Source organism: Kitasatospora sp. NPDC047058 (genome assembly GCF_040643935.1).
GTDB lineage: Bacteria > Actinomycetota > Actinomycetes > Streptomycetales > Streptomycetaceae > Kitasatospora.
Map to the genome: position 1 here is coordinate 1 of NZ_JBEYVJ010000027.1, position 25,303 is coordinate 25,303.

Below are 25,303 nucleotides of genomic sequence, written 5' to 3' on the forward strand. Positions count from 1 at the left end.
GCGCGGGGCGAGTGGGACTGATCCCACCCGCCCCGCGCCGGACGGGGTGTCAGGCCAGCGGGCCGGTGACCTGCTCGACCGCCTGCACCAGTGCGCCGGAGGCGACCAGCGCCGCCGCGGCCTCCAGGTCCGGCGAGAGGAAGCGGTCGCGGCCGGCGCCGCCGACCCCGGCCTCCCGGGCGGCGGCCATGGCCGCGGCGGAGGCCGGGGCCACCTTGCCGCCCGAGTCCGCCTGCTGACGGATCTCCAGCGCGCGGGAGGCCGCGGTCAGCTCGACGGCGAGGATCCGGCCGAGGTTGTCGACGGCCTGGCGCAGCTTGCGGGCGGCGGACCAGCCCATCGAGACGTGGTCCTCCTGCATCGCGGAGGACGGGATCGAGTCGACCGAGGCCGGCACGGCGAGCCGCTTGTTCTCGCTGACCAGTGCGGCCTGGGTGTACTGGGCGATCATCAGGCCGGAGTCCACGCCCGGGTCGTCGGCCAGGAAGGCCGGCAGGCCGTGCGAGCGGGCCTTGTCGAGCAGCCGGTCGGTGCGGCGCTCGGAGATCGAGCCGAGGTCGGCGGCGGCGATGGCGAGGAAGTCCAGCACGTACGCGACCGGGGCGCCGTGGAAGTTGCCGTTGGACTCGACCCGGCCGTCCGGCAGCACCACCGGGTTGTCCACCGAGGCGGCCAGCTCGCGGGAGGCGACCAGCTGGGCGTGGGCCAGGGTGTCGCGGCCGGCGCCGGCCACCTGGGGGGCGCAGCGGATCGAGTAGGCGTCCTGGACGCGCGGCGCGTCGTCCTGGTGGTGGCCGGTGAGGCCGGAGTCCTTGAGGACGGCCAGCATGTTGGCGGCGGAGAGCGCCTGGCCGGGGTGCGGGCGGATCGGGGCGTGCAGCTCGGGGGCGAGCACCTTGTCGGTGCCGAGCAGCGCCTCCAGGGACATCGCGGCGGTGATGTCGGCGGTGGTGAACAGCCGCTGCAGGTCGGCGATGGCCATCACCAGCATGCCGAGCATGCCGTCGGTGCCGTTGATGAGGGCGAGGCCCTCCTTCTCCAGCAGCTCGACCGGCTCGATGCCGGCCGCGGCGAGCAGCTCGCCGGCGGGCTTCTCGACGCCGTCGGGCCCGGTCGCCACGCCCTCGCCCATCAGCACCAGCGCGCAGTGCGAGAGCGGCGCGAGGTCGCCGGAGCAGCCGAGCGAGCCGAACTCGCGGACGACCGGGGTGATGTCGGCGTTGAGGATGGCGGCCATGGTCTGGGCGACCAGCGGGCGGACACCGGTCCGGCCGGAGGCCAGCGTCTTCATCCGCAGGAACATCAGCGCGCGGACGACCTCGCGCTCCACCGCGGGGCCCATGCCGGCGGCGTGCGAGCGCACCAGCGAGCGCTGCAGCTGGGCGCGGAGCTCGGGGCTGATGTGCCGGACGGCGAGCGCGCCGAAGCCGGTCGAGACGCCGTAGACGGGGCGCGGCTCGGCCGCGAGGGCGTCGATCCGGGCGCGCGCGGCAGCCATCTCGGCGAGCGCGTCGGGGCCGATCTCGACCCGGGCGTTCCCGCGTGCGACGGCCAGCACGTCCTCGGCGCTGACGTCGGCCTTGCCGACCTGGACGAGCGGCGCGTGGGGGGCCGCAGCACTGTGCATATCCATATACACCATCACACCAGGTGAATGGAGATATGACAACAGCTGAGGGCCGGATGGGTCCGGGACACCTCCGAACGGTCCCGGATTTCCTGCCACGGCCACGGTTGGCGCACGCTGTGGGGGTGACAGACGGCACGGAGGTGACGGAGCGATGACGCGGGCGACGGCGCGGCGGCGCGTGATACGGCTGCGGGGAGACGTGCGCAGCGCGCGCCCGGACGCGCTGGCGGCCGAGGAGCCGCTGGAGATCCGGCTCGGCGGCGAGCCGCTCACGGTGACCATGCGGACCCCCGGGCAGGACTTCGACCTGGTGGCGGGCTTCCTGGTCGGCGAGGGCCTGGTGCACGGCGCGGACGCGCTCGCCGCACTGCGCTACTGCGCCGGGACGGACGAGAACGGCGCCAACACCTACAACGTGGTGGACGCGACCCTGCGCACCCCCGGCGCCGTCCCGCTCTCCGCCCACCGCAACCTGCTCACCACCAGCGCCTGCGGCCTCTGCGGCCGGGACACCGTGGACGCCGTCCGCACCCACGTCCGCCACCCGGTCGGCGACGACCCGCTGACCGTCCCGCCCGCCCTGCTGTACGGACTGCCGGACCGGCTGCGGGCGGTGCAACGGACCTTCGAGTCCACCGGCGGCCTGCACGCGGCCGGCCTGTTCGACGGGACGACCGGCGAGCTGCTCTGCGCCCGCGAGGACGTCGGCCGGCACAACGCGGTGGACAAGGTGGTCGGCTGGGCGCTGCGCGCGGGCCGGCTGCCGCTCACCGGGCACGTGCTGCTGGTCAGCGGGCGGGCCTCGTTCGAGCTCACCCAGAAGGCGGCGCTGGCGGGCATCCCGCTGCTGGCGGCGGTCTCCGCCCCCTCCTCGCTCGCGGTGGACCTCGCCGAGGAGCTGGGCCTGACCCTGGTCGGCTTCCTGCGCGGCGAGGGCGCCAACGTCTACACCCGCCCGGACCGGATCACCGGCTGACCCGATCCGGAAACGCCAAGACGATACGTTCCGTCTCGCCTCCCGCTACGATGGCCCCATGGCCCGTCACAGCACCCCCGACCCCAGCCGCCGCAGCGAGCAGAGCCGCACCGCGATCCTCACCGCCGCGGCCGAGCTCGTCGCCGAAATCGGCTTCGCCAAGCTGACCATCGAGAAGATCGCCGCCAGGGCCGGCGTCGGCAAGCAGACCATCTACCGCTGGTGGCCCTCGAAGGGCGCGGTGGTCTTCGACGCCTTCCTCGCCGCCAGCGAGGACACCGGCGGCGGCCTGGCCCTCCCGGAGACCGACGACCTCGCCGCCGACCTCCGTGCCGTCCTGCGGCCGACCGCCGACGAGCTGGCCGGCCCGGCCTTCGACCGCACCGGACGCGCGCTGGTCGCCGAGGTGCTCAACGACCCCGCCCTGCTCCGCGAGTACCGCGAGCGGCTGCTCGACCCGCTGCTCGCCGTCACCCGCACCCGCCTGGAACGCGCCCGCGCGGCCGGCCGGATCGCCCCCGACGCCGACCTCGACCTCGCCGTCGAACTGCTCTACGGCCCGCTGTACTACCGCTGGCTGCACGGCCTCGGCCCGCTCGACCACGCCTACGCCGACCGCCTGGTCCAGGCGGCCCTGCGCGCACTGCAGCCTTGACGGCGAACCACCGCAATGCCCGGCCGGACGCCTTTCAAACCCGGCCTCCTGGTGATTCGATAATAGAGACACGGTTTCCCGACCGGCCGCACCACAACGGTTCGCACATGAACCATTGACGTTTCGAACATCGCGCCTTCGAATGTCGTGAATGCCATGAGCCACGAAACACAGAAGCCGGGGGGCAAGTTCGAACCGCGCAAAGCGCCCCGCCTGGTCCGCCCGCGCCGCGCCGTCCAAGGAGTCGTCAAGCGGACTCGGCGGGCCTTACGCATCCGCTACCTGCGCTTCCTGAGTCGCCGCAAGGTGGTCAAGGTCCGTTACCCCCGCACCTGGTCGTCCCGGCGGAAGTGGCTCACCGTGATTCCGGCGGCCGCATTCCTGACCTTCATCGTCTGGTCCGCATACGTCTTCGGCCGAGGCAGCAAGGGGTGGATCGAGGAACGTTGCAGCAGCAGCGGAGCGTGCGGCGTCCTGCTGGGTTTTCTCACGCCCTTCCTGTCACTGGCCCTTGCGACCTTCGTGTTCCTGGTCTACCGGCGGCGGAAGATCCGAGCGCCGATCGTCCGGAAAGCCCGCCACGATCCGCAGAAGCTGGTACCGACTGCCCGCACACCCGTGGACCAGGTCGTCGGCCGGGAGCAGCTGTGCCAGGTCATCTGCCGGTCCCTCGACGACCACGCCTGCCGGCGCCCGTACCTGCTGGTAGGCAGTGTCGGCGCCGGGAAGACCGCCGTACTCGTCCAACTCACCCACATGCTGGCGCAGCAGCACCGCGTCCCCGTGCCGGTCCGGCTGCGCGACGTCGGCCGGAACGGCACCCGGCTGGACTTCCGGGAGCTGGCACGGAAGCGGTTCGCCGAGGAGGCCGACCCGGGGGGCCTGCTCTCCTCCGAACAGGCCGACAGGGTCTGGCGGCAACTCTGCAACGACGGCCACGCCGTGGTCCTCGCGGACGGACTGGAGGAAGCGATGGCTTCCGACGGTGACAGCCATGATCGGGACAACGTCATCCGGACCGCCATCCAGGACGCCAAACGACAAAACCTCCCCCTGGTCATCGCTTCCCGGCCGCACGCACCGCTGGAGGCGACCGTTGCGTCCATCATCGACCTGGAACCCCTCTCCGAGGAGGCCGCACTCGACTTCCTGTCCCGGGACGACCCCCGGCCCGATGGCAAGCGGCTGGACTGGATCGTGGAGACCGCCGTGGTCAGCGAGTCGCCGCTGTACATGGAGATCGCCCGACAACTGCGCCAGCACCACCTGCTGGACCACCTCGACCAGGGCAAGGCCAGGGAGCGGCTCAACACCCGCACACGCGACCGCTCGGCACTGCGGCTCAACCTGCTGACCACCTGGGAGACCGCCCTCGTCAAGGGACATCTGCGCGAGGACGTGGCCCTGACCGAGCAGGAGCGCAGGGAGACCGTAGAGGTGATCTCGATACTCGCCGCACTCGGCCTGCTGGAGGACGGCCTGGAGGTGGACTTCGGCGACCTGCTCGGCGAACCGGACGGATGGAAAGACTCGGCGCGGCACCTACTCCGCGAGAGGCTGGCGAAGCAGAACCCGTCCGTGGCCGCCTGGGACTACACGAGTGTCCTCGCCCTCCACGCCACCCGGGGCGAGCTTCTCGGCCTGGTGGAGACGCACGGCGACAAGGTGCGTTTCCCGCACAGCATCGTCCAGGCCTATCTCGGCTCACGGCACCTCGGCGAGCTCTGGCCCGAGGTCGAGCAGGCTCTCGGAAGCGAGCACCTGAGCCGGGAGCTGCTCATCGCCCTGGTCCTGCGGGCCTGTTGCGACGCTCCGGGAACGACCGCGGGGGTCGCCTGGAAACTTGATAGGGCAGCGAAGGATCGCGCCGACCCCAAGGCCCTAGACCTCTTCGCTGCGGCCCTGGAGGTGGACCTGCACGCGCAGCAAGCCAGCCCCCGAGGCCGGAGCCATCATCGCGACATCGCACAGCACATCGACGAGAACTGGCTGAAGATCGACTCGCAGGACCGCCGGACCCTCGACGAGGCCAGAGAACGGCTGATCCACCGCTTCGGAGAGGTGCTCCGCGAGATCAGCCGCCTCCAGGAGCGCAGGCTCTGGCCTGCCAGCCTGAACCCCGCCTACGACGAGTTCTTCCACATCGCGATCAAGGAACGGTCCTACGCTCTGCGACTCGCCATCACCCAGGAGATCGGCGCGGGCGGCGATCCGGCCTTCCACGCGGTCCGCGAACTGGTCCGCGCGAAGGATGCGGAGAACCTTGATCCGGTGACGGCATACCAGGAGAAGATGGCGAACGAACGCGAGCGTGAACACGCGGCCAGCGATGCGTCGGTCCGCCAAGGCGGCAATACGGAGCAGCGGCAGCAGAAGTACGAAGGCGAGGTCAAACGGGCCTACGAGGCCAAGCAGGACATCTGGCGCGAGTACGCCACCCGGGCCTGGCTGATACCCATGCTCGTGGGCTCGGTCAGCATCGAGCGCCGGGCGGACGCCCAGGAGCGGCTGGGCGCCTGGCTCAGCCACCTCGACCCGGCGCGGTGCCCGGGCGGCCGCGCGGACCTGCCGCTGTCCTTCGAGGTGGCCCTGGCCCAGGGGTTCAAGAGTGCGGCCAACCGCCGGCTGCGCCACCCCCACACGAACAACGAAACCCGCGGATTCCTCATCGAGCAGGCCGAGGTCATGCTCGCCCGGTCGCGATTCTGGTTCTCCCAGCTCACCCTGATCCATGCGCTCTGCCTCTGGGAGCTGCCCGACCACTCCGGCCAGGCCTCCGAGGACGAGCGGGAAACCGGTGACGGCGAGAAGTCTCCGCCGATCGCCGACGCGCCGCGGGCGGCCGTGCAGCGCTGGGTCCGCCTGGCCGGCAGCGAACGGGCACCCGCCGACCGCCGACCGGAGGACCAGGCCCGCCACGATACCCGCGAGCGCCTGCATCCCTTCGTGGCCCGCGCGGCCCATCTCGCCATCCTGGCTCTGGAGACGGGGCGCCCCGAGCAGTACATCTGGATCGACGAGAAAGGTGCGATGGAGAAGGTCGGCTCCGACCCCGGCGATCCGCAATCCTCCCGCCAGCACAACCTCTGGATCCCGCCATCGGTCGGCTGGAGCACCCTCGACCCACGGGCCCAGCAGCTGCTCGCCGATGTCCTCCTGCTGCTCAACCTCGCCGAGCGCTGCGGCGATCCGGACGCGGTGGAGGGGCGGCTGGAGCGCGCCCGGCGCAACTCCCTGCCGCCCTGCCTGACCGACGACCGCTCACCGCTACACCCCGGCCACACCGTTGGGATGGCGAGGATCGCCGCACCCGGCAGCACCTGCCCCCGCAACTGCCCGTTCGAGCTGTGCCCCTACCCGCCGAAGGGCGAGCTGCCCCGCGCCGAGCTGACCGAGGTCTTCTGCCTCCAGCAGCAGGCTCTGGTGCGCTGGCGCCGCGGGTCGTTCTACGCACTCACCCGCAAACGCGCTCCCTGGCAGGACATGACGGGCAAGGACCTGCAGCGCTTCTGGAGCGCCATGGCAGCCCGGACCCGCGCGCCCGATCCCCGGCCCACGGCGAGGACCCGCCCTGCGCACAGATTCCGGAGGGAGCGCCAGAAGGCTCAGTGACGGCGCATGCGGCGGACCAGGAGCACGACCAGGGTGACGAGCACGATGAGCAGCACCACGGCCACCACGGCGCCGATGATCTTGCCGACGAGCTTGTCGAAGAAGCCCTTCTTCTTTTTCTTGGACTTGGACTTCGACGACCCCGCCAGCTGCACCGCCTGGTGCGAGTCGGCCGACTGAGCCCCGGCGGCCTGCGCGGCGGCCGGGACGGAGGTCGTCGTCACGGCGGCGGCCGAGCCCCCGCGCGCCACCGTGCTCACCGCGGCGGCCTGGGCGGGTGCGGCCACCGCCGCGGCACCGCCGAAGGCCAGCACGGCGGCCACCCCGGCACTCGTCAGACGTCTGCGCACAGCTCAACCCCCCGATCCGGCCGGGGCACCGTGCCCGCCGACCGCCGACACCATCCCACGGCGGCCGGACGGCGCCCAGCCCGGGGAGGCGATCGCGACCACTCCGGTACACCGCGGTCACCGAACCGGCACATCGGCCGGTCCCGGCCCGCCGGTCAGCTCAGCGGGGGCGAGGTGGGGCCGGCCAGGGCCACCGCGACCAGGGCGCGCATGGCCGCGGCGGCCTGGCCCAGCGGGAGGGTGGCGTCGTCGGCGAACAGCTCGACCAGCCAGCCCCCGGCGGCGTTCTGGCCGCCGGCGGCGACCATCCCGCGGTAGCCGGAGACCACCAGCATGGCCTCCTCGGCCGGGTCGTTGCCCGCCGCGCCCGCCCGCAGCGCGAAGGCGCCGCCGAGGACGGCCTGCCGGGTCATCGGATAGTGCCGCAGGTCGAAGACGGCGTCCGGGGCCTCGATCTGGGCCCGCTGGGTCTCCGCCCGGTTGCTGCTGGGCCCGCTGGTCATCCGGTAGACGGCGTGCTGGACCGTCCGCATCAGCTGCGAACCGGGCGGCACGTACGAGACCCACCAGCCGACCGCGTCCAGCAGCCGTGCCGAGGTCTCCGCGACGACGCCGAGCTTGCCCATGGTGTCGGCGGGGTGGACGGAGCGGGCCGAGCCGTGCTGGTCGAGGGCCGCGAGCACCGCGGTGAGCAGCTGGCCCGGATCGGCACTGTGCGCGGCGCCGCGGAACCGCCGCCGGTCGCCGGCCCCGGCCCGGCCGTTGCCGCGGCCGCGGGCGTCGGCCCGGTGGTGCGGGTCGGCGGCGTCGGCGAGCAGCACGGTCGGGTCGGGCGAGAACCCGGGCCCGTGGCTGCGCCCGGCGACCACCGGGTGGGCCGAGCGGGCGGCCTTGGCCCGGTACTGGGCCGCGTCGGCGAGCCGGAACAGCCGGTCCGCGGTGGTGACCGGGCCGATCGAGTCCCCGGTGGAGGCGACCCCGCAGGCGACGCCCTCGCCGTCGGCGAGCGCGAGGGCCCGCGCACACAGTTCCTCGGCGACGGCGACCACCTCGTCCGCCTTCTGGCCCTCCACCAGCAGGCAGAACTCGTCGCCGCCGAGCCGGGCGGCGAGCGAGCCGGGCAGCTTGGCGGCGGCCAGCGACAGCTGGTGGGCGAAGCGTTCCAGCAGCCGGTCGCCCATCTCGTGGCCGAGCTGGTCGTTGACCCGCTTCAGGCCGTTGACGTCGCAGACCACCAGCGAGACGACGGTGTTGTCCTTGTTGTGCGCCGCCAGCGCGCCCTCCAGCCGGGCGTCCACCGCGCGCCGGTTGGCCAGCCCGGTGAGCGGGTCGGAGAAGGCGAGCTTGCGCAGGTCGGCGAGGCGCTCGGTCTGGGCGAGGCCGGCCGAGATCTGGGCGGCGAGCAGCGTCGCGTAGTCCGCGTCGGCCTCGGTGAACTCGGCCTGCCCGACGGTCCGGGCCAGGTAGAGCTCGCCCCAGGCCTGCCCGTGCAGCACGATCGGGGCGACCACGCAGCACGCCCGGCCGCGCCGGCGCAGCGCCGCGGCGCGCTCCTGGCAGTACGCGCCGGCGGTCGGGTGCGCGTGCCCGGTGTGCGGCTCGGAGTTCTCCGCCGACTGGAGCCAGGCGCGCGGGAGGCGGCCGGTGGTCCAGCGCTCCTCCAGGTAGGTGACGATCTCCGGGAAGTCGGCCACCGGGTAGGACTCGTCCTCCGGCAGCTCCTCCTCCCCCGGTGCCAGCTCGCCGTGGTTGACCAGCACCCGCAGCCGGCCGGACTCGCGGTCCCAGACCGAGACCGCCGCCATGGTGGCGCCGAGCGCCTCGGTGGCCCGGACGGCGGCGGCCCGGACGGCCTCCAGCGGGGTGAGGGCGCCCGCCATGTCCTGGGCGAGCTCGACGACGGACCTCAGGCGCAGGTCGGGGGCGGCCGGCCGCTGCGGCCGGTCGAAGCCGCGGTCCGTCATGATCGCCTCGCTGCTCACCGGCTCGCCTCGCTCCCTGTGCTCGGTCCTGCCCGGCCCCGTCGCGGACCCCTGCCGGGACCCGCGCCCGTCGGGAGGCTGCACCCGCCCGGTGCACCCGTCCGGCCGCTTGCACCAAGACTATGGCGGTTTCATTCGGTTATGCCCCGTTTGCCGGGAAAGGATCAGGGCACCCGTACGGGTTTCAACCGTTCGGCCACCCCGCGCCGTTGCCCGGCCGGACCGCACCGCCGCCCGACCGCACCGCGCGTAGCCGTACCGGGCCGGGCCGGGCCGGGCCGTACCGGGCCGTACCGGGCCGGACAGAACCTAATCCCCGCGCAGCCGCCGGGAGAGCAGCCACGGCTCGACCAGCCCGAGCCCGCGCACCGGGCGGCGCCACATCGGCTGCAGGTTGAACCGGTGCCCGGCGTCCGGCCCCGGCACCGGCAGGCCGGAGGCGTGCAGCCCGGCCGCGGCCGAGAGCGCCTCGGCCAGGCCCGGCCCCTCCGCGTCGGCCGGGGCCACGCTGCCGTTCTGCTCCAGCGCGGCGGCGAAGTCGCCGTCGAGGAGGACGGCGTCCTTGGGCGCGATCGAGGTGAGCCGGCTGGCCAGGTTGACCGTGGTGCCGAAGACGTCGCCCATCCGCGAGGTGACGGTGCCGAAGGCCATGCCGACCCGCAGCGCGGGGATGGTGTCGTCCTCGGCCAGCGCCTCGATCAGGCTCAGCGCGATCTCGGCGGCGGTCACCGGGTCCTCGGAGACGAAGAGGATCTCGTCGCCGAGGGTCTTGATCACCCGGCCGCCCTGGCCGGCGATCAGGTCGGAGCAGGTGTTCTCGAAGGTCTCGACGAGCTCGCCGAGCTCCTCCTCCTCCAGCCGGCGGGAGAGCCGGGTGAAGCCGACCAGGTCGGCGAAGCCCACGGCGAGCCGGCCGCTGGTGATCTCGGCGTCCTCGGCGGCCTGCACCACCCGGCCGGTGACGGCGGCCAGCTGCCGGCGCCAGACGTAGACCAGGAACTGCTCCAGCTCCGGCAGCAGCAGCTCCACCAGTGGGTACGCCACCTCGGCACGGGTCAGGCCCGGCTCGACCGACTGGGTGAGGTTCTCCAGGAAGGTGTCCATCTGCCAGCCGGCCAGCCGGGCCGTGGTCTGCCCGGTGGAACGCGCCACCTGGATCGCCATCGACTCGCTGAGCAGACCCGACTCCACCAGTCCTGCCAGCCGGCGCAGCGCGATCACGTCGCCGTCGGTGAGCGCCCGGGACTGCCCGATGTCCGGGAAGCCCATCGCCCGCCAGAACCGGGTGGCCAGCTCCATCGGGACGTCGGCGGCGCGCGCGGCCTGGTACGGGGTGTAGCGGCGTGGTGCGTCCAGGATCAGGCGTTCCAGATCGAGCGCGACCGTCTGGTCGTGGGTGCCCGCCGTCTCGCCGCTGCTGCCGTCCTCTGCCACCGGTCCGTCCCCGTGCGGTCGCCGCACTTGCCTCGTGTCCTGCCTGTCCGGGCGCGCCCGCCACCCGGCGGGCAGTGGCGCGCCTCACACCGCTGCCGGGTTGAATATTCGCACGGAATCCCGCGATCCGGGGCATCCGCCCGGGTCAAGGGGAGGTGAAGCCTCCCCCGGGGGCGCAGCGCTACCGGGGCTCGGGGCGCACGTGCACGACGTCGCCCGCGCCGACCGCCCGCCGGGCGCCGTCGGGGGTGCGGACCACCAGCCGGCCGTCGCCGTCGATCGCCACCGCCTCGCCGGCCAGCTCCCGGTCGCCGGGCAGGAGGACCCTGACCTCCCGCCCGAGGGTGGTGCAGCGGTCCGCGTACGCGGGCAGCAGGCCGCTGGCGTGCGGGTCGCCGGCGGCGGCCGTCCACTCCGTGTACAGCCCGGCGAACTCGCGCAGCAGGGCGCGCAGCAGGATGGCCCGGTCGGCCACGGCCGCGCCGGCCAGCGCCAGCGAGGCGGCGGCGGGGACGGGCAGCTCGGCCGCGCGGAGCGAGACGTTGATGCCCAGGCCCGCCACCACCGCGCCGCCACTCAGCTCGGTGAGGATGCCGCCGATCTTCCGCTCGGCGCCGTCGATCTCCACCTGGAGGTCGTTCGGCCACTTGAGGCCGACCTCGACCTCGGCGACCCGGTTCAGCGTGGCGGCCGCGGCGACGCCGACCAGGATCGGCAGCCAGCCGTACCGTTCGACGGGCACGTCGTCCGGACGGAGCAGCACCGAGAGGAAGAGGCCCGAGCGGGTCGGTGCCGTCCACTGCCGCTCCAGCCGCCCGCGCCCGGCGCTCTGCGCCTCGGCGACCAGCACGGCCCCCTGCGGCGCGCCCTCCCTGGCGCGCGCGGCCAGGTCGCTGTTGGTGGAGCCGGTCTCGGTGACGACGTCCAGCGAGGTCCAGAGCCCGCCCGGGACCAGCAGGTCGTGGCGCAGCGCCTCGGCGTCCAGCGGCGGCCGGTCCAGATCGGTCCAGGGCGACGGCCCGGTGTGGCCGAAGCCGCGCAGTCCACTGCGGCGGGGGGTCTCTGAGGTCATGCGGCTCACAGTAGAGGGGCCCGTCCGGCAATTCGCGTCGGACCGGCGCGCCGCGCCCGGGCCGCCGGTCGCGCCCCCGCAGGCCGTAGGCCGCCTTATCGTCCCGCATAACGGGCGTTGACCACAGTGTGTCGCTGGCCATAACCGCAGGACGTTACGTCTGCCCTCCGTGCTGGCTACGCTACCCAACGGTAGTTCGTTGCGCCGCGCTGCCCTCGTGCGCGGGTCCCCATCCTGGCCCGTGCAGCACCTAACGGGTCGCGGCCCATGGATCAGGGAGAGCCCACCGGATGACCGAGGCGCCGTACGACCCCCACACCACCGCCGGCAAGCTCGCCGACCTGCGGCGCAGGATCGACGAGGCGGTGCACTCCGGCTCCGCCAAGGCCGTGGAGAAGCAGCACGCCAAGGGCAAGCTGACCGCCCGTGAGCGCGTGGCCGAGCTGCTGGACGAGGACTCCTTCGTCGAGTTCGACGAGTTCGCCCGGCACCGCTCCACCAACTTCGGGCAGGAGAAGAACCGCCCGTACGGCGACGGCGTCGTCACCGGCTACGGCACCATCGACGGCCGCCAGGTGGCCGTCTTCGCCCAGGACTTCACCGTCTTCGGCGGCTCCCTCGGCGAGGTCTTCGGCGAGAAGATCGTCAAGGTGATGGACTTCGCGCTGAAGACCGGCTGCCCGGTCATCGGCATCAACGACTCCGGCGGCGCCCGGATCCAGGAGGGCGTGGTCTCCCTCGGCCTGTACGGCGAGATCTTCCGCCGCAACGTGCACGCCTCCGGTGTGATCCCGCAGATCTCGCTGATCATGGGCCCCTGCGCGGGCGGCGCGGTGTACTCCCCCGCGATCACCGACTTCGTGGTGATGGCCGACCAGACCTCGCACATGTTCATCACCGGCCCGGACGTGATCAAGACCGTCACGGGCGAGGACGTCGGCATGGAGGAGCTGGGCGGCGCGCGCACCCACAACACCAAGTCCGGCAATGCGCACTACCTGGCCACGGACGAGAAGGAGGCGGTCGAGTACGTCAAGAGCCTGCTCTCGTACCTGCCCTCCAACAACCTCTCCGACCCGCCGTCCTTCCCGGAGGAGGCGGACCTCACGGTCACCGACGAGGACCTCGAACTCGACACCCTCGTGCCGGACTCGGCGAACCAGCCGTACGACATGCACAAGGTGATCGAGCACGTCCTGGACGACGGCGAGTTCCTGGAGACCCAGCCGCTGTACGCGGGCAACATCATCACCGGCTTCGGCCGGGTCGAGGGCCACCCGGTCGGCATCGTCGGCAGCCAGCCGATGGACCTGGCCGGCTGCCTGGACATCAACGCGAGCGAGAAGGCCGCCCGGTTCATCCGGACCTGCGACTCCTTCAACATCCCGGTGCTGACCTTCGTCGACGTGCCCGGCTTCCTGCCCGGCACCGAGCAGGAGTGGGACGGCATCATCCGCCGCGGCGCCAAGCTGATCTACGCGTACGCCGAGGCGACCGTCCCGCTGATCACCGTGATCACCCGCAAGGCCTTCGGCGGCGCGTACGACGTCATGGGCTCCAAGCACCTCGGCGCCGACCTCAACCTGGCGTGGCCGACCGCCCAGATCGCGGTGATGGGTGCGCAGGGCGCGGCCAACATCGTCTACCGCCGCGAGCTGGCCGAGGCGGCCGCGGCCGGCGAGGACGTCGACGCCCGCCGGGCCGAGCTGGTCGCCGAGTACGAGGACACCCTGCTGAACCCGTACCTGGCCGCCGAGCGCGGCTACGTGGACGCCGTCATCGCGCCGAGCGAGACCCGCCGGCACATCGTCCGCGGCCTGCGGGCGCTGCGCGGCAAGCGCGAGGTCCTGCCGCCGAAGAAGCACGGCAACATCCCCCTGTGAGCACCCTTACCGAGAAGCGGCCGTCGCGAGAGGATTGAGCCATGGCCCCGATCCACGTGCTGCACGGGCAGCCGACCCCCGAGGAGCTGGCCACCGTCCTGGCGGTGGTCCAGTCCCGGGCCGCCGCCGCACAGGCCGCCGCCGAGGCGGCCCGGCGTGCCGGTGCCGGCCCGGACTCCGCCTGGAACGACCGCGCCCGCCGGCTGCGCGGCACCCCGCGCCCCGGCGTCAACGCCTGGCGCACCTCCGGCTGGGCGGGTTAGCCCGGCGCATACGCGGAGTGGGAGGCCGGGCCGGCTTCCCACTCCGCGTATGCGTGTCCTCCGTGTGCGCCCGGATTGCCCCGGAAGCTGAGTACGGATACTCAGGCGTCACGGCGGCCCCGCGGCGCACCCTGGAGGGGTGCTCTGGTCAGACCCCCGCGACGAGCCCTCCCCCGAGGCCCGGCGGATGCAGGAGAAACTGCACCGCGCCGGCCGTGTGCTCGCCGCCTTCGTCCTGGTGATCGCCGTTCTGCTGATGATCTGAACGGACACCCCCGGCACCTCGGTGACCCCCTACCCTGGTGGGCATGACCGACCGCCGCACCCTCGTGCTCGCCTCCGCCTCCCCCGCCCGCCTCGGGCTGCTGCGCCAGGCGGGCCTCGACCCGCGGGTGGTGGTCAGCGGCGTCGACGAGGACGCCGTCACCGCCGCCACCCCCGGCGAGCTCGCGCTCGTCCTGGCCGAGGCCAAGGCCAAGGCGGTCGCCGCCGAACTGACCGGCGGCGAGCTGGTGATCGGCTGCGACTCGGTGCTGGAGCTGGACGGCCTCGCCCTCGGCAAGCCCGCCGACGCCGCCGAGGCGCTGGCCCGCTGGCAGTCGATGCGCGGCCGCTCGGGCGTGCTGCGCACCGGTCACTGCGTGATCGACACCGTGACCGGCGAGCAGTCGTCCGCCACCGCCTCCACCACGGTCCGCTTCGGCACCCCGGACGACGCCGAGGTCGCCGCCTACATCGCCTCCGGCGAGCCGCTGCACGTGGCCGGCGCGTTCACCCTGGACGGCCGCTCGGCGCCGTTCGTCGAGGGCATCGACGGCGACCCGGGCAACGTCATCGGCCTCTCGCTGCCGCTGCTGCGCTCGCTCCTCGCCGGCCTGGGTGTCCGCATCACCGACCTCTGGGCCTGACCCTCCCCCGGGTCACCCCGCCGCCGGGGCGTGCTGCGCCAGGAAGGCCAGCACGTCCGGCAGCGCGCCGTCCGCCAGCAGCCCGGCGCCGTGGTTGCCGCCCGGGTAGACCTTGAGCGCCTTCCCCGCGGCCACCGCGGCCGCGTGCAGGTCCTCGGCGTCCTGGGCGAACGGGGAGTCGCTCTCCTCGACGGCGAAGAACTCCGGCACCTGCGAGGTCCGCACCGCCTTGTCGGCGTCGTCGCCCTGGTACTTCGCCGGGCCGCTGAGCGAGACCACGGCGACGACCGGCAGCGGGGACGGTGCGGCGGCGGCGACCAGCGAGCCGGTGCCGCCCTTGGACGCGCCGACCAGGACGACCTTCGTCGCACCCTTGCCCTGCAGCCACTTCATCGCGAACGGCAGGTCCGTCACCGGGCTGCCGGGCACCTCGGTGGCCAGCACGGCGTACCCGGCCCTGGTGAACGCGGGGAAGTACGGCAGGAACTCGCAGAGCGAGCCGTCCTTCTGGTGCGAGAAGACCACCGCGACCTTGCCGGGGCCGGAGTCGGCGCCCCGGTAGTAGCCCGGCCGGGTGCCCGAGACGGCCGGCACGTCGACGCTGCCGTCCCGCGCCTGCTCGGCGCTGAGGCACCCGAAGGTTCGCGCCGGGCTGCTGCCGGTGGCGGATGCCGGGGGCGCCGCCTTCGCCCCGGCACCACTGCCGGAACCACCCGAACTGCCGCAGCCGGCCGTCGCCAGCACCCCGCACACGGTGGCCGCGACCGCCAACTTCCACCTGGAGAGCGTCATTTGATGCACGCTAGAAGCACGTGCCATGACCGTCAATGGTCCGGAACGGCCAACCGCCGTTAGGGTCTGTCTTCAAACTCCCGTCGTCCGCCCAGACGCCGCCCGGCAGGCGGGAGTTTGAAGACAGACCCTAGGCTGACGGCCGTTCGAACGGGGGAGGTGACGGGCGGATGACCGACAGTCTGCTCAACGTGCTGCTGGGGCTGGTGGCCAGCGCGATCAGCGCCGGGCTGGGCTGGCTCGCGCAGAACCTGCGGCGGAGACGGCGGCTGGAGCGGGTCCGCGCGTTCTTCGGCCTGCCGGCCGGCAGCGAGTGCCTGCTGGTGGTGAACCGGCACACCGCCTCGGCCAGCGGCAAGAGCGTCTCGCGCAACGACGTGTTCGCGCTGATGGAGCTGGCCGCGCTGGTCAAGGAGTGCGGCGCCCAGGCCGACCTGGTCGGCCACGAGGACGTCCGTCAGGGGCTGGGCCACAAGGCCGAGTTCTGCCTCGGCGGCCCGTCCAGCAACGACCGGACGGCGGCGCACCTGGCCTCCTGGCTGCCCGGGGTGACGTTCCACCAGGACGTTTCCGGCAGCATCCCGGAGCTGTCGCTGGCGGTGGGCGGCGAGGAGTACCGGTACGAGTCCGAGTCCGAGCCCTCCGGCGGCCGGGCCTTCGTCCTGCTCGCCCGGCTGCGCCCCTCGCCCGAGGGCCGGCCGGCCTTCCTGGTCTCCGGGCAGACCGCCGTCTCCAACCACGCCGCCGTGCGGTACCTGGTCGCCAACCACCGGCGGCTCGCCCGGCGGTACGGCGCGGACGGCACCTTCGCCCTGGTCCTCAAGGTCGTCAACCCGCGGGCGTACGGTCCTGACGTGGTCGAGCTGACCGCCGACGTGACCGCCCGGGCACTGGAGCGGCCGGCCGCCACGGCTCCCGCGGCTTAGGGTCTGATCCGGCGGGATCCGCCGGACGGCCCTGAGTGTGGCCAAGGCCACCGCGTCGCCGCGCGGGCCCGTCACCGACCGCGAGGAGCGCCCTCCGGCGGGGGCACCGGCCACCACCTGCGGAGACCCCCGGCGACCCGCGGAACGGCCCGCCGGACGCATCACCCTCCGTGTGGGATAGTTCACAACCTGGGGCTACTCGCCGGTACCACCCAGAAATCCATAAACTCGACCAGGTTCAAGAAGGGAGCCACAGTGCGCAAGGTGCTCATCGCCAACCGCGGGGAAATCGCCGTCCGCGTCGCCCGTGCCTGCTCGGACGCCGGTATCGCCAGCGTCGCCGTCTACGCCGAGCCGGACCGGGATGCGCTGCACGTCCGCGCGGCCGACGAGGCTTACGCGCTGGGCGGCGACACCCCGGGTACCAGTTACCTCGACATCGCGAAGGTCCTGAAGGCCGCCGCCGACTCGGGTGCGGACGCCGTCCACCCCGGCTACGGCTTCCTGTCGGAGAACGCCGACTTCGCCCAGGCCGTCATCGACGCGGGTCTGACCTGGATCGGCCCGCCGCCGCAGGCCATCCGCGACCTCGGTGACAAGGTCACCGCCCGGCACGTGGCGCAGCGCGCCGGTGCCCCGCTGGTGGCCGGCACGCCGGACCCGGTCACGGGTGCCGACGAGGTCGTCGTCTTCGCGCAGGAGCACGGTCTGCCGGTCGCCATCAAGGCGGCCTTCGGCGGCGGCGGCCGCGGCCTCAAGGTCGCCCGCACGCTGGAGGAGATCCCGGAGCTGTACGAGTCCGCCGTGCGCGAGGCGGTCGCCGCCTTCGGTCGCGGCGAGTGCTTCGTCGAGCGCTACCTGGACAACCCGCGGCACGTCGAGACCCAGTGCCTCGCCGACAAGCACGGCAACGTGGTGGTCGTCTCGACCCGTGACTGCTCGCTGCAGCGCCGGCACCAGAAGCTCGTCGAGGAGGCCCCCGCGCCGTTCCTCACCGCCGAGCAGAACGCCGAGCTGTACCGGGCGTCCAAGGCCATCCTGAAGGAGGCCGGCTACGTCGGCGCCGGGACCTGCGAGTTCCTGGTGGCGCTGGACGGCACGATCTCCTTCCTGGAGGTCAACACCCGTCTGCAGGTGGAGCACCCGGTCACCGAGGAGGTCACCGGCCTCGACCTGGTCCGCGAGATGTTCCGGATCGCCGACGGCGAGGAGCTGGGCTACGGCGACCCGGAGGTCCGCGGCCACTCGTTCGAGTTCCGCATCAACGGCGAGGACCCGGGCCGCAACTTCCTGCCCGCGCCCGGCACCGTCACGCTGTTCGCGCCGCCGTCCGGCCCGGGCGTGCGGCTGGACTCGGGCGTGGAGACCGGTTCGGTCATCGGCCCGGCCTGGGACTCCCTGCTGGCCAAGCTGATCGTCTCCGGCCGCGACCGCAAGCAGGCCCTGGAGCGGGCCAGGCGTGCGCTGAACGAGTTCAAGGTGGAGGGCATGGCCACCGCCATCCCGTTCCACCAGGCGGTCGTCACCGACCCGGCGTTCGCGCCCGAGGTGCACGGCGGCGACGGGCCGTTCAAGGTCTACACCCGGTGGATCGAGACCGAGTTCGACAACACCATCCCGGCGTTCGCGGGTGCGGCCGGCGAGGGCGAGGAGGCCGAGGGCCGCGAGACCGTCGTGGTCGAGGTCGGCGGCAAGCGGATCGAGGTCTCGCTGCCGTCCTCGCTGGGCGTCTCGGCCGCTCCGGCGGCGGGCGCGGCCGGTGCCGCGAAGGCCAAGCGCCGGGTCGGCACCAAGAAGGCCGGCTCCGCGGTCAGCGGTGACACGCTGGCCTCGCCGATGCAGGGCACGATCGTCAAGGTCGCCGTCGAGGAGGGCCAGGTCGTCGCCGAGGGCGAGCTGATCGTCGTCCTGGAGGCGATGAAGATGGAGCAGCCGCTGAACGCGCACAAGGCGGGCACCGTGGTCGGCCTCAAGGCCGAGGTCGGCGCCAGCGTCTCCAGCGGCGCGGCCCTGTGCGAGATCAAGGACTGACGCGGCGCTGCGTCGGGTCCTGACGCAGGTCTGACCGCCGGACCGGTCCGTACGCCCCTCGGGGTGTGCGGACCGGTTCGCTTTTCCGGGAGTGGCGCCGGGGACGGGCCCCGGGCCCGGGCCGGACGGGCCCCGGGCCAGGGCCCTACCGCGCGCGGGGGACGGTGCCCAGCTCGGCGAGCCGGACCGGCAGCGCCCCTCCGGGGCCGGCGGGGCCGCCGTGCGCGCCGGGACGGCGCTGTCCCGGCAGCGGGGCGCCACCGGGCGGCGGGGCGGCCCGGCGGGGCAGCGGGCCGGGCTGGGTCTGGTGCACCGGGCCGCTGCCGGTGCCGTGCACCGGGGCGTCCCCCGCGGGGGCGGCGCCGAGCGGTGCGAGGTCGATCTGCACCCCGCAGTCGGCCAGCGCGTCCAGCTCGCGGGCGGTGGTGTCGTCGGAGGTCGCGTGCTCGTCGGTGACCAGCCGGGTGATGGTCTCGGTCGGCACGGTCTGGAACATGGTGTCCGCGCCGAGCTTGGTGTGGTCGGCGAGGACGATGACCTCGGCGGCCGACTGCACCAGAGCCCGGTCCACGCTCGCGGAGAGCATGTTCGTGGTCGACAGGCCGCGTTCGGCCGTCAGCCCGCTGCCGGAGATGAACGCCTTCGAGACCCGCAGCCCGTGCAGCGACTGCTCGGCCCCGCTGCCCACCAGGGCGTAGTTGGAGCCGCGCAGGGTGCCGCCGGTCATCACCACCTCGACCCGGTTGGCGTGCGCCAGCGCCTGGGCGACCAGCAGCGAGTTGGTGACCACCGTCAGCCCGGGCACCCTGGCCAGTCTGCGGGCCAGTTCCTGGGTGGTGGTACCGGCGCCGACGACCACGGCGTCGCCCTCCTCCACCAGACCCGCGGCGAGATCGGCGATGGCGCTCTTCTCGGCCGCGGAGAGGTGGGTCTTCTGCGGGTAGCCGGGTTCGCGGCTGAAGCCGCCGGGGAGCACCGCACCGCCGTGCCGGCGGTCGAGGAGCCCTTCTGCCTCCAGCGCCCGTACGTCCCGGCGCACGGTCACTTCGGAGGTCTGGACGACGCGGGCCAGTTCGCGGAGCGACACGGCTCCGTTGGCGCGCACCATTTCGAGGATCAACTGGCGACGTTCTGCTGCAAACACAGAACCGACGGTAACCTGCGTGACCGTCTGCTTTCAGGCGTTTGCAGCTGGTAGCGGGAATTGCTCACGCCCGAGCGGCGCGTGACCGTACAATTCGCGCCGTCGGAGGTCCGGAACTGCGCCCGCCGTCCGGGTGACTCCCCGGGGTGCGCGAAGGGCGGCCGCCCACCGGCAGCCGCCCTCAACTTCGCGTCGGACGCTCAGTTTTCGCCCTCGGCCCGCTTGCGGATGTGGAGCTGGCGGGCGGCCTCGGCGGTCGAGCCGGACACCGACGGGTAGACGGTGAAGGCGCTGGCCACCTGTTCGACCGTCAGATTGGCGTCCACCGCGAGCGCGATCGGGTGGATCAGCTCGCTGGCGCGCGGGGCGACCACCACGCCGCCGACCACGATGCCGGTGCCCGGGCGGCAGAACAGCTTCACGAAGCCGTCCCGGATGCCCTGCATCTTGGCCCGCGGGTTGCCGCGCAGCGGCAGCTTCACCTCGACCGCGTCCATCTTGCCGCACTTCACGTCGGCGTCGGTGTAGCCGACGGTGGCGATCTCCGGGTCGGTGAAGACGTTGGAGGCCACGGTCTTCAGGTTCAGCGGCTGCACCGCGTCGCCGAGCGCGTGGTACATCGCGATCCGGCCCTGCATGGCCGCGACCGAGGCGAGCATGAAGACGCCGGTGCAGTCGCCGGCCGCGTACACGCCGGGGGCGCTGGTGCGGGAGACCCGGTCGACCTTGATCTGGCCCCAGTCGTTGAGCTTGACCCCGGCCTCCTCCAGGCCCATCTCCGCGGTGTTCGGGATCGAGCCGACCGCCATCAGGCAGTGCGTGCCCCTGATCACCGTGCCGTCGGAGAGCGTCACCTCGACGTGGTCGCCGACGCGCTTGGCGCCCTCGGCCCGGGAGCGGCTCATCACGTTCATGCCGCGGCGGCGGAAGACCTCCTCCAGCACCTCGGCCGCGTCCGGGTCCTCGCCCGGCAGCACGCGGTCGCGGGAGGACACCAGGGTGACCTTGGAGCCGAGCGCCTGGTACGCGCCGGCGAACTCGGCGCCGGTGACGCCGGAGCCGACCACGATCAGCTCGCGCGGCAGCTCCTCCAGGTCGTAGACCTGGGTCCAGGTCAGGATCCGCTCGCCGTCCGGCTGGGCGTCCGGCAGCTCGCGCGGGTGCGCGCCGGTGGCGATCAGCACCGCGTCGGCGCGCAGCGACTGGACGGTGCCGTCGGGCGCGTCCACCAGCACCTCGCGGGAGCCGTCCACGGCCTGCCCGCCGGGCCCGAGCCGGCCCCGGCCGCGCAGCACGGTGACGCCCGCGCGGGTCACCGACTGGGTGATGTCGTGCGACTGCGCGATGGCGAGCCGCTTCACACGCCGGTTGACCTTGCCCAGGTCGACGCCGACCACGCGCGCCTGCTGCTCCAGCGGCGGGGTGTCGTCGGCGACGATGATGCCCAGTTCCTCGTACGAGCTGTCGAAGGTGGTCATCACCTCCGCGGTCGCGATCAGCGTCTTCGACGGCACGCAGTCCGTGAGCACCGCCGATCCGCCCAGACCGTCGCTGTCGACGACGGTCACCTCCGCGCCGAGCTGAGCGGCGACCAGCGCCGCCTCGTAGCCGCCGGGTCCGCCACCGATGATCACGATCCGAGTCACGCCCCCCATTGTCCCGCACGCCGGGAGCGCTGCCACGCCGGGGTCGGGGCTTCTGTGCGATCGCCCAGTCGCCGTACTCTCTTCCCCATGCCCCTCTACGCCGCGTATGCCACCAACCTCGATGCCCGGCAGATGACCCGCCGCGCACCGCACTCCCCCCTGCGCGGGAGCGGGTGGCTGGACGGCTGGCGGCTCACCTTCGGCGGCGAACAGCTCGGCTGGGAGGGCTCGCTGGCCACCGTGGTCGAGGACGAGAAGGAGCAGGTCTTCGTCTCGCTCTACGACGTCGCGCCGATGGACGAGGAGGGCCTCGACCGCTGGGAGGGCGTCCAGCTCGGCATCTACCGCAAGATCAAGCTGCGCGCGCACACCCTGGACGGCGACATCCCGGTCTGGACGTACGTGCTCAACGACTACGAGGGCGGCCTGCCCGCCGCCCGCTACCTGGGGCTGGTCGCCGACGCCGCGGAGAGCGCCGGCGCCCCGCACGACTACGTCCTGGACCTGCGCCGCCGCCCCTGCTGAGCAGCCCCTCCCGAGAAACCCTGCCGAGACGCGCCTGCCGAGACGCGCCGGCGCTACGGCGTCGCCGGGCTGCGCCAGGAGGCGGCCGTCGCGGCCAGCACCGCGGCCACCGCGCCGCGCCGGGCGGGTTCGGTGCGCAGCGCGTTGCCCAGCTCGACGTGCAGCCACGGCACGCCGAGGCCGGCCGCGAACCGGCCCTCGACGTTGGTGGTGCCCTCCAGCTGCCCGCACTTCTCCCGCCACGCGCGGCAGACCGCGAACCCGGCCTGTCCGAGCCCGGCCGCGGTCAGCTCGGCGGCCGGCCCGGGCTGGCCCACCCCGCTGGAGACCACCGCGTCCTGGCCGGGCAGGCTGCCCTCGTCGAAGCCGTGCACCTGGATGCCGGGCAGCCCGCGCGCGGTGAGCGCCTCGATCACGGCGGCGAACACCGTGTCGCTGCGGTGCGCCGGGTCGGAGGAGCCGTCCGCGCCGGCCCTGCGGTGCGCGCCGGCCAGCACCAGCACGCCGCCCGGGGCGGCCCGGAAGAGGTCCACCCCGAGCGCCTCGGTGCGGCTGTCCGAGACCGGGTGCGGCACCTGCACCGACCAGTGGTCCTGCACCGAGAGGTCCAGGTAGACCCGGCCCCAGCCGCGGCCGTCCGCGGAGGCCGAGGCGTCGGCGATCTCGGCCACCCGGCGCCCGCTGCCCGCCTCGGTGAACTCGGTCAGCCGGTAACCGACCGGCGCGAGCACCGGCCCGGCCTGCTCGGGGCGCCCGTCCAGCACCGCGGCGACGCCGTCCGCGACGGCCCGGCGCTGTGCCGCGTCCGGCACCGTGTACGGCGTGCCGGGGGCGAACCCGGCGGTGTACGCGTCCACCCGCGCGGCCAGGTCCACCGGCTGCGGTCCGGTCGGGCCGGACGCCGTGGTGTGCGCGCGCCCGGCCGGCCCGCGCGCGGCGACCGTCAGGCCGACGGCCAGCGCCGCCAGCACCAGCAGTGCCACCACCGACAGCACCGCCGTGCGCCGCGGACCCGCGTTTTTCCCGGGCAGAGTCTCCATGGGGGGAGAACCTACCTCGCCGCCCTCTTTTCCATGATCTAAACGGAAAGATCCCGAAACTTCTCCGTATCGAGACAGGAACGTGACGGCATTCCCAGAAGCCTTTCGTACGCTTTTCAGGTTTTAGCCAGGGTTTGACCACTGGTCACAGCGGGGCTCCAGGGGAGGGTGGCGCGCTGCCGCCCCCGAACCGATGACGAGGCCTCCCGTGAGCACGGCAACCAACCCGCCGCGACAGCACCGCTATCGCCGCCGGGCCGACATGCCGCTGCTCGGAGGCATCCGCCCGCCGATCGCCCTGCTGCTGATCCTGCTGCTGGCTGTCGCCGCGATCACCGCCCTCGCCGTCGGCGGCCTCCGGGTCGACGACACCCCGCAGGCCGTCCGCGAGTCCCACCAGTACGCCGCCGAGGACACCGCCGCCTCGCTCCGCGCCGGACTGCACGAGAGCGCCACCGACCTGCGCCGGGCCGCCGCCCGCTACGACAACGCCCCCGCCGAGCCCGCCGCCGTGCTGACCGCGCTCGGCCAGGCGTACCAGAAGTGGCGCGGCACGGTGATCGTCCTGCCCGGCACCGGCCGGCTGCTCGCCGCCCGCGGCGAGACCGTCCCGCTGGCCGGCCTCGACCTCGGCAAGGTCACCGACACCGCACCCGCGCCGCTGCTGGAGCCCTCCGCCGCCGGCACTCGGCTGCTCACCTTCGCCATGGTCACCACCAAGGCGGACGGCCGCGCCCTGCTCGTCGCCTCCGACAACCTGCGGCTGCCCGGCATCGCCACCCGCAAGGAACAGACCATCCAGGTCCTCGACGGCGCCGGCACCGTCCTGGACTCCACCGGCGCCGGGCTCACCGCCGACCCGGACAAGCGGCTGGTCGCCACCGCCCGCGAACGCGCCGCCCGGGAACGCCCCGCCCCCGGCGAGACCGTCTCCGGCAGCCTGGCCGGCACCCCCGACGACAAGGGCGTCCGCCGGGTGGCCGGCTACGCCGCCGTCGCCTCCCCCGACGGGCACGACCTGGCCACCCCGCTCGGCCTGACCGTGGTCTCCACCAGCACGATCGACGGCAAGCCCGGCAGCCTGCGCCACCCCATGCTCGGCCTGGCCGCCGCCGGCGCCCTGCTGCTGGTCGCCCTGCTGCTGGCCTGGTTCCTGCACCGCAAGCTCCAACGCCCGCTGCTGCGGCTCTTCCTGGACGCCCGCCGGCTCACCCGCGGCGAGCTGGACCGGCCGGTCCGCGGCCCGAAGCGCGGCGAGGCCGGCCGGATCACCCGCGCCCTGGAGGAGCTGCGGCTCCAGCTGCTCGACCCGGCCCGCCCGCCGGCCGCCCCCGCCCCCGCGCGCCGCCGCCCGGGCATCGCCCTGCCGCTCGCCCTCTGCGCCGTCGTCATCCTCGGCTGGTCCGGCCCGCTGCTGTTCCTCGGCGGCGCGGACGAGGGCGTCCTCGTCCCGACCCAGGTCGTGGCCGGCCAGCGGGACCGCACCGACACGGCCGCCGACCGGGTCCGCCAGGCCCTCAACGAGGGCTACGCCGATCTGCGCTCGCTCGCCCCCGCACTCGCCGACTCCTCCGTCGGCAAGGCCGAGACCCTGCTCCGCGCCACCCTCACCGAGCACGACCGCTACCGCTCGCTCTACGTCCTCGGCGCCGACGGCACGCTGCTCGCCCGGGCCGGCGAGACCCCGCACCGCACCGGGCCGGACGCGCTCGGCCCGAACGGCGTCCTGCTGCTCAACACCTCCGGCAAGGAGCCCCGGATCGCCGCCCGCACGGCGCTCACCACCACCCCCGGCGACCAGGCCGGGCCGGACGGGGACGACCCCGCGACGCCGAAGGGCCCCGTGCTGGTCGGCGAGTTCAAGACCGACTTCCTCGGCGCCCTGCTCACCCGCCCCGGCCTCGGCCGGGTCTGGCTGGTCGACGACCGGCAGCACGTCCTCGCCGCCAACGAGGGCTACAGCTCCTTCGGCGACCTCCCGGACGGCCGCGCCCGGGCCGTCCTGGCCGACGCCAAGAAGGACGCCGCCGCCGACGTGGTCCGCGACGGCGGCGACCCGGCGGTGCTCGCCGCCGCCCCGCTCGGCGGCAACGGCACCGTCGCCAAGCTCGGCTGGTCCGTGGTCACCGTCCAGCCGGTGGCCTGGCTCCACCTCGACCAGAACCGGGCCGACCGGCGCGCCGTGCTGGCCGGCATGCTCGGCCTGGCCGCCGCCACGCTCTGCCTGGGCTGGCTCTTCATCGCCGTCGGCCTGCCGCTGCGCCGCCTCGCCGCGAGCGCCGAGGCGCTGGCCGCCGGGGACCGCCGCACCGTCCTCTACCCCGTCCACCACGACGAGGTCGGCGCCGTCGCCCGCAGCCTGGAACTGATCCGGCAGGACCTCGGTGCCGTCCGGGACCGCGCCGCCCGCCGCGCGCCGGCCACTCACGGATAA

19 protein-coding genes and 1 pseudogene are annotated in these 25,303 nt (G+C 73.7%); 11 read left to right on the forward strand and 9 right to left on the reverse strand.

The annotated features are described in order from the left end of the window. Positions 1-49 precede the first annotated feature (49 nt). Positions 50-1,627, reverse strand: a complete 1,578-nt coding sequence (gene hutH, locus ABZ885_RS06435) for a histidine ammonia-lyase (protein WP_360184084.1) — start codon at positions 1,625-1,627, stop codon at positions 50-52. A gap of 154 nt (positions 1,628-1,781) precedes the next feature. On the opposite strand from hutH, the gene fdhD reads away from it, so the two are divergent. The 3 genes from fdhD to ABZ885_RS06450 all read left to right on the forward strand — a co-directional run bounded on the left by fdhD (position 1,782) and on the right by ABZ885_RS06450 (position 6,873). Next, complete coding sequence (gene fdhD, locus ABZ885_RS06440; protein ID WP_360184007.1) at positions 1,782-2,606, forward strand: formate dehydrogenase accessory sulfurtransferase FdhD; 825 nt, start codon at positions 1,782-1,784, stop codon at positions 2,604-2,606. A gap of 58 nt (positions 2,607-2,664) precedes the next feature. Continuing rightward, positions 2,665-3,261 carry a TetR/AcrR family transcriptional regulator gene (locus ABZ885_RS06445; RefSeq protein WP_360184009.1) on the forward strand — a complete coding sequence of 199 codons (597 nt, stop codon included), beginning with the start codon at positions 2,665-2,667 and terminating at the stop codon, positions 3,259-3,261. A 156-nt stretch (positions 3,262-3,417) separates the two neighbouring features. Then, positions 3,418-6,873, forward strand: coding sequence for an NACHT domain-containing protein (locus ABZ885_RS06450; protein WP_360184011.1), 3,456 nt, complete (start codon positions 3,418-3,420; stop codon positions 6,871-6,873). Here ABZ885_RS06450 and ABZ885_RS06455 read toward each other — a convergent pair. The 4 genes and pseudogenes from ABZ885_RS06455 to ABZ885_RS06470 all read right to left on the reverse strand — a co-directional run bounded on the left by ABZ885_RS06455 (position 6,867) and on the right by ABZ885_RS06470 (position 11,711). After that, positions 6,867-7,223, reverse strand: coding sequence for a hypothetical protein (locus ABZ885_RS06455; protein WP_360184013.1), 357 nt, complete (start codon positions 7,221-7,223; stop codon positions 6,867-6,869). The genes ABZ885_RS06450 and ABZ885_RS06455 overlap by 7 nt on opposite strands. 854 nt (positions 7,224-8,077) lie before the next feature. Further along, positions 8,078-9,187: pseudogene (locus tag ABZ885_RS06460) on the reverse strand (sensor domain-containing diguanylate cyclase); the annotation flags it as partial. Between the two features lie 327 nt (positions 9,188-9,514). Continuing rightward, positions 9,515-10,639: an adenylate/guanylate cyclase domain-containing protein gene (locus ABZ885_RS06465; RefSeq protein WP_360184015.1), complete on the reverse strand. Its 1,125-nt coding sequence runs from the start codon at positions 10,637-10,639 to the stop codon at positions 9,515-9,517. A gap of 181 nt (positions 10,640-10,820) precedes the next feature. Beyond that, positions 10,821-11,711 (reverse strand): biotin--[acetyl-CoA-carboxylase] ligase, encoded by an 891-nt coding sequence (locus tag ABZ885_RS06470; RefSeq protein ID WP_360184016.1) that lies wholly within the window; start codon positions 11,709-11,711, stop codon positions 10,821-10,823. Between the two features lie 290 nt (positions 11,712-12,001). Between ABZ885_RS06470 and ABZ885_RS06475 the strand changes: the two genes are divergently transcribed. The 4 genes from ABZ885_RS06475 to ABZ885_RS06490 all read left to right on the forward strand — a co-directional run bounded on the left by ABZ885_RS06475 (position 12,002) and on the right by ABZ885_RS06490 (position 14,765). After that, on the forward strand, positions 12,002-13,594 hold the full coding sequence (locus ABZ885_RS06475; RefSeq protein WP_360184018.1) for an acyl-CoA carboxylase subunit beta: 1,593 nt from the start codon (positions 12,002-12,004) through the stop codon (positions 13,592-13,594). A 41-nt stretch (positions 13,595-13,635) separates the two neighbouring features. After that, entirely contained in the window at positions 13,636-13,857 is a 222-nt protein-coding gene (locus tag ABZ885_RS06480; protein ID WP_360184020.1) for an acyl-CoA carboxylase subunit epsilon, read from the forward strand. A 139-nt stretch (positions 13,858-13,996) separates the two neighbouring features. Beyond that, a complete protein-coding gene (locus ABZ885_RS06485) occupies positions 13,997-14,122 on the forward strand; it encodes a hypothetical protein (protein WP_360184022.1) in 126 nt (41 codons plus the stop codon). Positions 14,123-14,165: 43 nt separating this feature from the next. Beyond that, a complete protein-coding gene (locus tag ABZ885_RS06490) occupies positions 14,166-14,765 on the forward strand; it encodes a nucleoside triphosphate pyrophosphatase (protein ID WP_360184024.1) in 600 nt (199 codons plus the stop codon). Between the two features lie 12 nt (positions 14,766-14,777). Here ABZ885_RS06490 and ABZ885_RS06495 read toward each other — a convergent pair whose 3' ends face one another. Further along, entirely contained in the window at positions 14,778-15,557 is a 780-nt protein-coding gene (locus ABZ885_RS06495; RefSeq protein ID WP_360184026.1) for a hypothetical protein, read from the reverse strand. Positions 15,558-15,727: 170 nt separating this feature from the next. Here ABZ885_RS06495 and ABZ885_RS06500 point away from each other — a divergent pair, with 170 nt between their 5' ends. After that, positions 15,728-16,483 carry a hypothetical protein gene (locus ABZ885_RS06500; RefSeq protein ID WP_360184027.1) on the forward strand — a complete coding sequence of 252 codons (756 nt, stop codon included), beginning with the start codon at positions 15,728-15,730 and terminating at the stop codon, positions 16,481-16,483. A 255-nt stretch (positions 16,484-16,738) separates the two neighbouring features. After that, entirely contained in the window at positions 16,739-18,514 is a 1,776-nt protein-coding gene (locus ABZ885_RS06505; protein WP_360184029.1) for a biotin carboxylase N-terminal domain-containing protein, read from the forward strand. A gap of 145 nt (positions 18,515-18,659) precedes the next feature. Here the strand turns inward: ABZ885_RS06505 and ABZ885_RS06510 are convergent, their stop codons facing one another. Next, positions 18,660-19,658 carry a DeoR/GlpR family DNA-binding transcription regulator gene (locus ABZ885_RS06510; RefSeq protein WP_360184031.1) on the reverse strand — a complete coding sequence of 333 codons (999 nt, stop codon included), beginning with the start codon at positions 19,656-19,658 and terminating at the stop codon, positions 18,660-18,662. A gap of 200 nt (positions 19,659-19,858) precedes the next feature. Beyond that, positions 19,859-21,313, reverse strand: coding sequence for an NAD(P)H-quinone dehydrogenase (locus ABZ885_RS06515; RefSeq protein ID WP_360184033.1), 1,455 nt, complete (start codon positions 21,311-21,313; stop codon positions 19,859-19,861). A gap of 78 nt (positions 21,314-21,391) precedes the next feature. Between ABZ885_RS06515 and ABZ885_RS06520 the strand changes: the two genes are divergently transcribed. After that, positions 21,392-21,829 carry a gamma-glutamylcyclotransferase gene (locus ABZ885_RS06520; RefSeq protein WP_360184035.1) on the forward strand — a complete coding sequence of 146 codons (438 nt, stop codon included), beginning with the start codon at positions 21,392-21,394 and terminating at the stop codon, positions 21,827-21,829. Between the two features lie 53 nt (positions 21,830-21,882). On the opposite strand, the gene ABZ885_RS06525 is transcribed toward ABZ885_RS06520, so the two are convergent. Continuing rightward, positions 21,883-22,869 (reverse strand): hypothetical protein, encoded by a 987-nt coding sequence (locus ABZ885_RS06525; RefSeq protein ID WP_360184037.1) that lies wholly within the window; start codon positions 22,867-22,869, stop codon positions 21,883-21,885. Positions 22,870-23,077: 208 nt separating this feature from the next. Between ABZ885_RS06525 and ABZ885_RS06530 the strand changes: the two genes are divergently transcribed. Next, positions 23,078-25,303, forward strand: a complete 2,226-nt coding sequence (locus ABZ885_RS06530) for a cache domain-containing protein (RefSeq protein ID WP_360184039.1) — start codon at positions 23,078-23,080, stop codon at positions 25,301-25,303.

What these genes read in the sequence shown, in the direction of transcription:
- hutH (WP_360184084.1), bottom strand. Translation starts at nt 1,627, where the DNA reads ATGCACAGTGCTGCGGCCCCCCACGCGCCGCTCGTCCAGGTCGGCAAG.
- fdhD (WP_360184007.1), top strand. Translation starts at nt 1,782, where the DNA reads ATGACGCGGGCGACGGCGCGGCGGCGCGTGATACGGCTGCGGGGAGAC.
- ABZ885_RS06445 (WP_360184009.1), top strand. Translation starts at nt 2,665, where the DNA reads ATGGCCCGTCACAGCACCCCCGACCCCAGCCGCCGCAGCGAGCAGAGC.
- ABZ885_RS06450 (WP_360184011.1), top strand. Translation starts at nt 3,418, where the DNA reads ATGAGCCACGAAACACAGAAGCCGGGGGGCAAGTTCGAACCGCGCAAA.
- ABZ885_RS06470 (WP_360184016.1), bottom strand. Translation starts at nt 11,711, where the DNA reads ATGACCTCAGAGACCCCCCGCCGCAGTGGACTGCGCGGCTTCGGCCAC.
- ABZ885_RS06475 (WP_360184018.1), top strand. Translation starts at nt 12,002, where the DNA reads ATGACCGAGGCGCCGTACGACCCCCACACCACCGCCGGCAAGCTCGCC.
- ABZ885_RS06480 (WP_360184020.1), top strand. Translation starts at nt 13,636, where the DNA reads ATGGCCCCGATCCACGTGCTGCACGGGCAGCCGACCCCCGAGGAGCTG.
- ABZ885_RS06490 (WP_360184024.1), top strand. Translation starts at nt 14,166, where the DNA reads ATGACCGACCGCCGCACCCTCGTGCTCGCCTCCGCCTCCCCCGCCCGC.
- ABZ885_RS06495 (WP_360184026.1), bottom strand. Translation starts at nt 15,557, where the DNA reads ATGACGCTCTCCAGGTGGAAGTTGGCGGTCGCGGCCACCGTGTGCGGG.
- ABZ885_RS06500 (WP_360184027.1), top strand. Translation starts at nt 15,728, where the DNA reads ATGACCGACAGTCTGCTCAACGTGCTGCTGGGGCTGGTGGCCAGCGCG.
- ABZ885_RS06515 (WP_360184033.1), bottom strand. Translation starts at nt 21,313, where the DNA reads ATGGGGGGCGTGACTCGGATCGTGATCATCGGTGGCGGACCCGGCGGC.
- ABZ885_RS06520 (WP_360184035.1), top strand. Translation starts at nt 21,392, where the DNA reads ATGCCCCTCTACGCCGCGTATGCCACCAACCTCGATGCCCGGCAGATG.
- ABZ885_RS06525 (WP_360184037.1), bottom strand. Translation starts at nt 22,869, where the DNA reads ATGGAGACTCTGCCCGGGAAAAACGCGGGTCCGCGGCGCACGGCGGTG.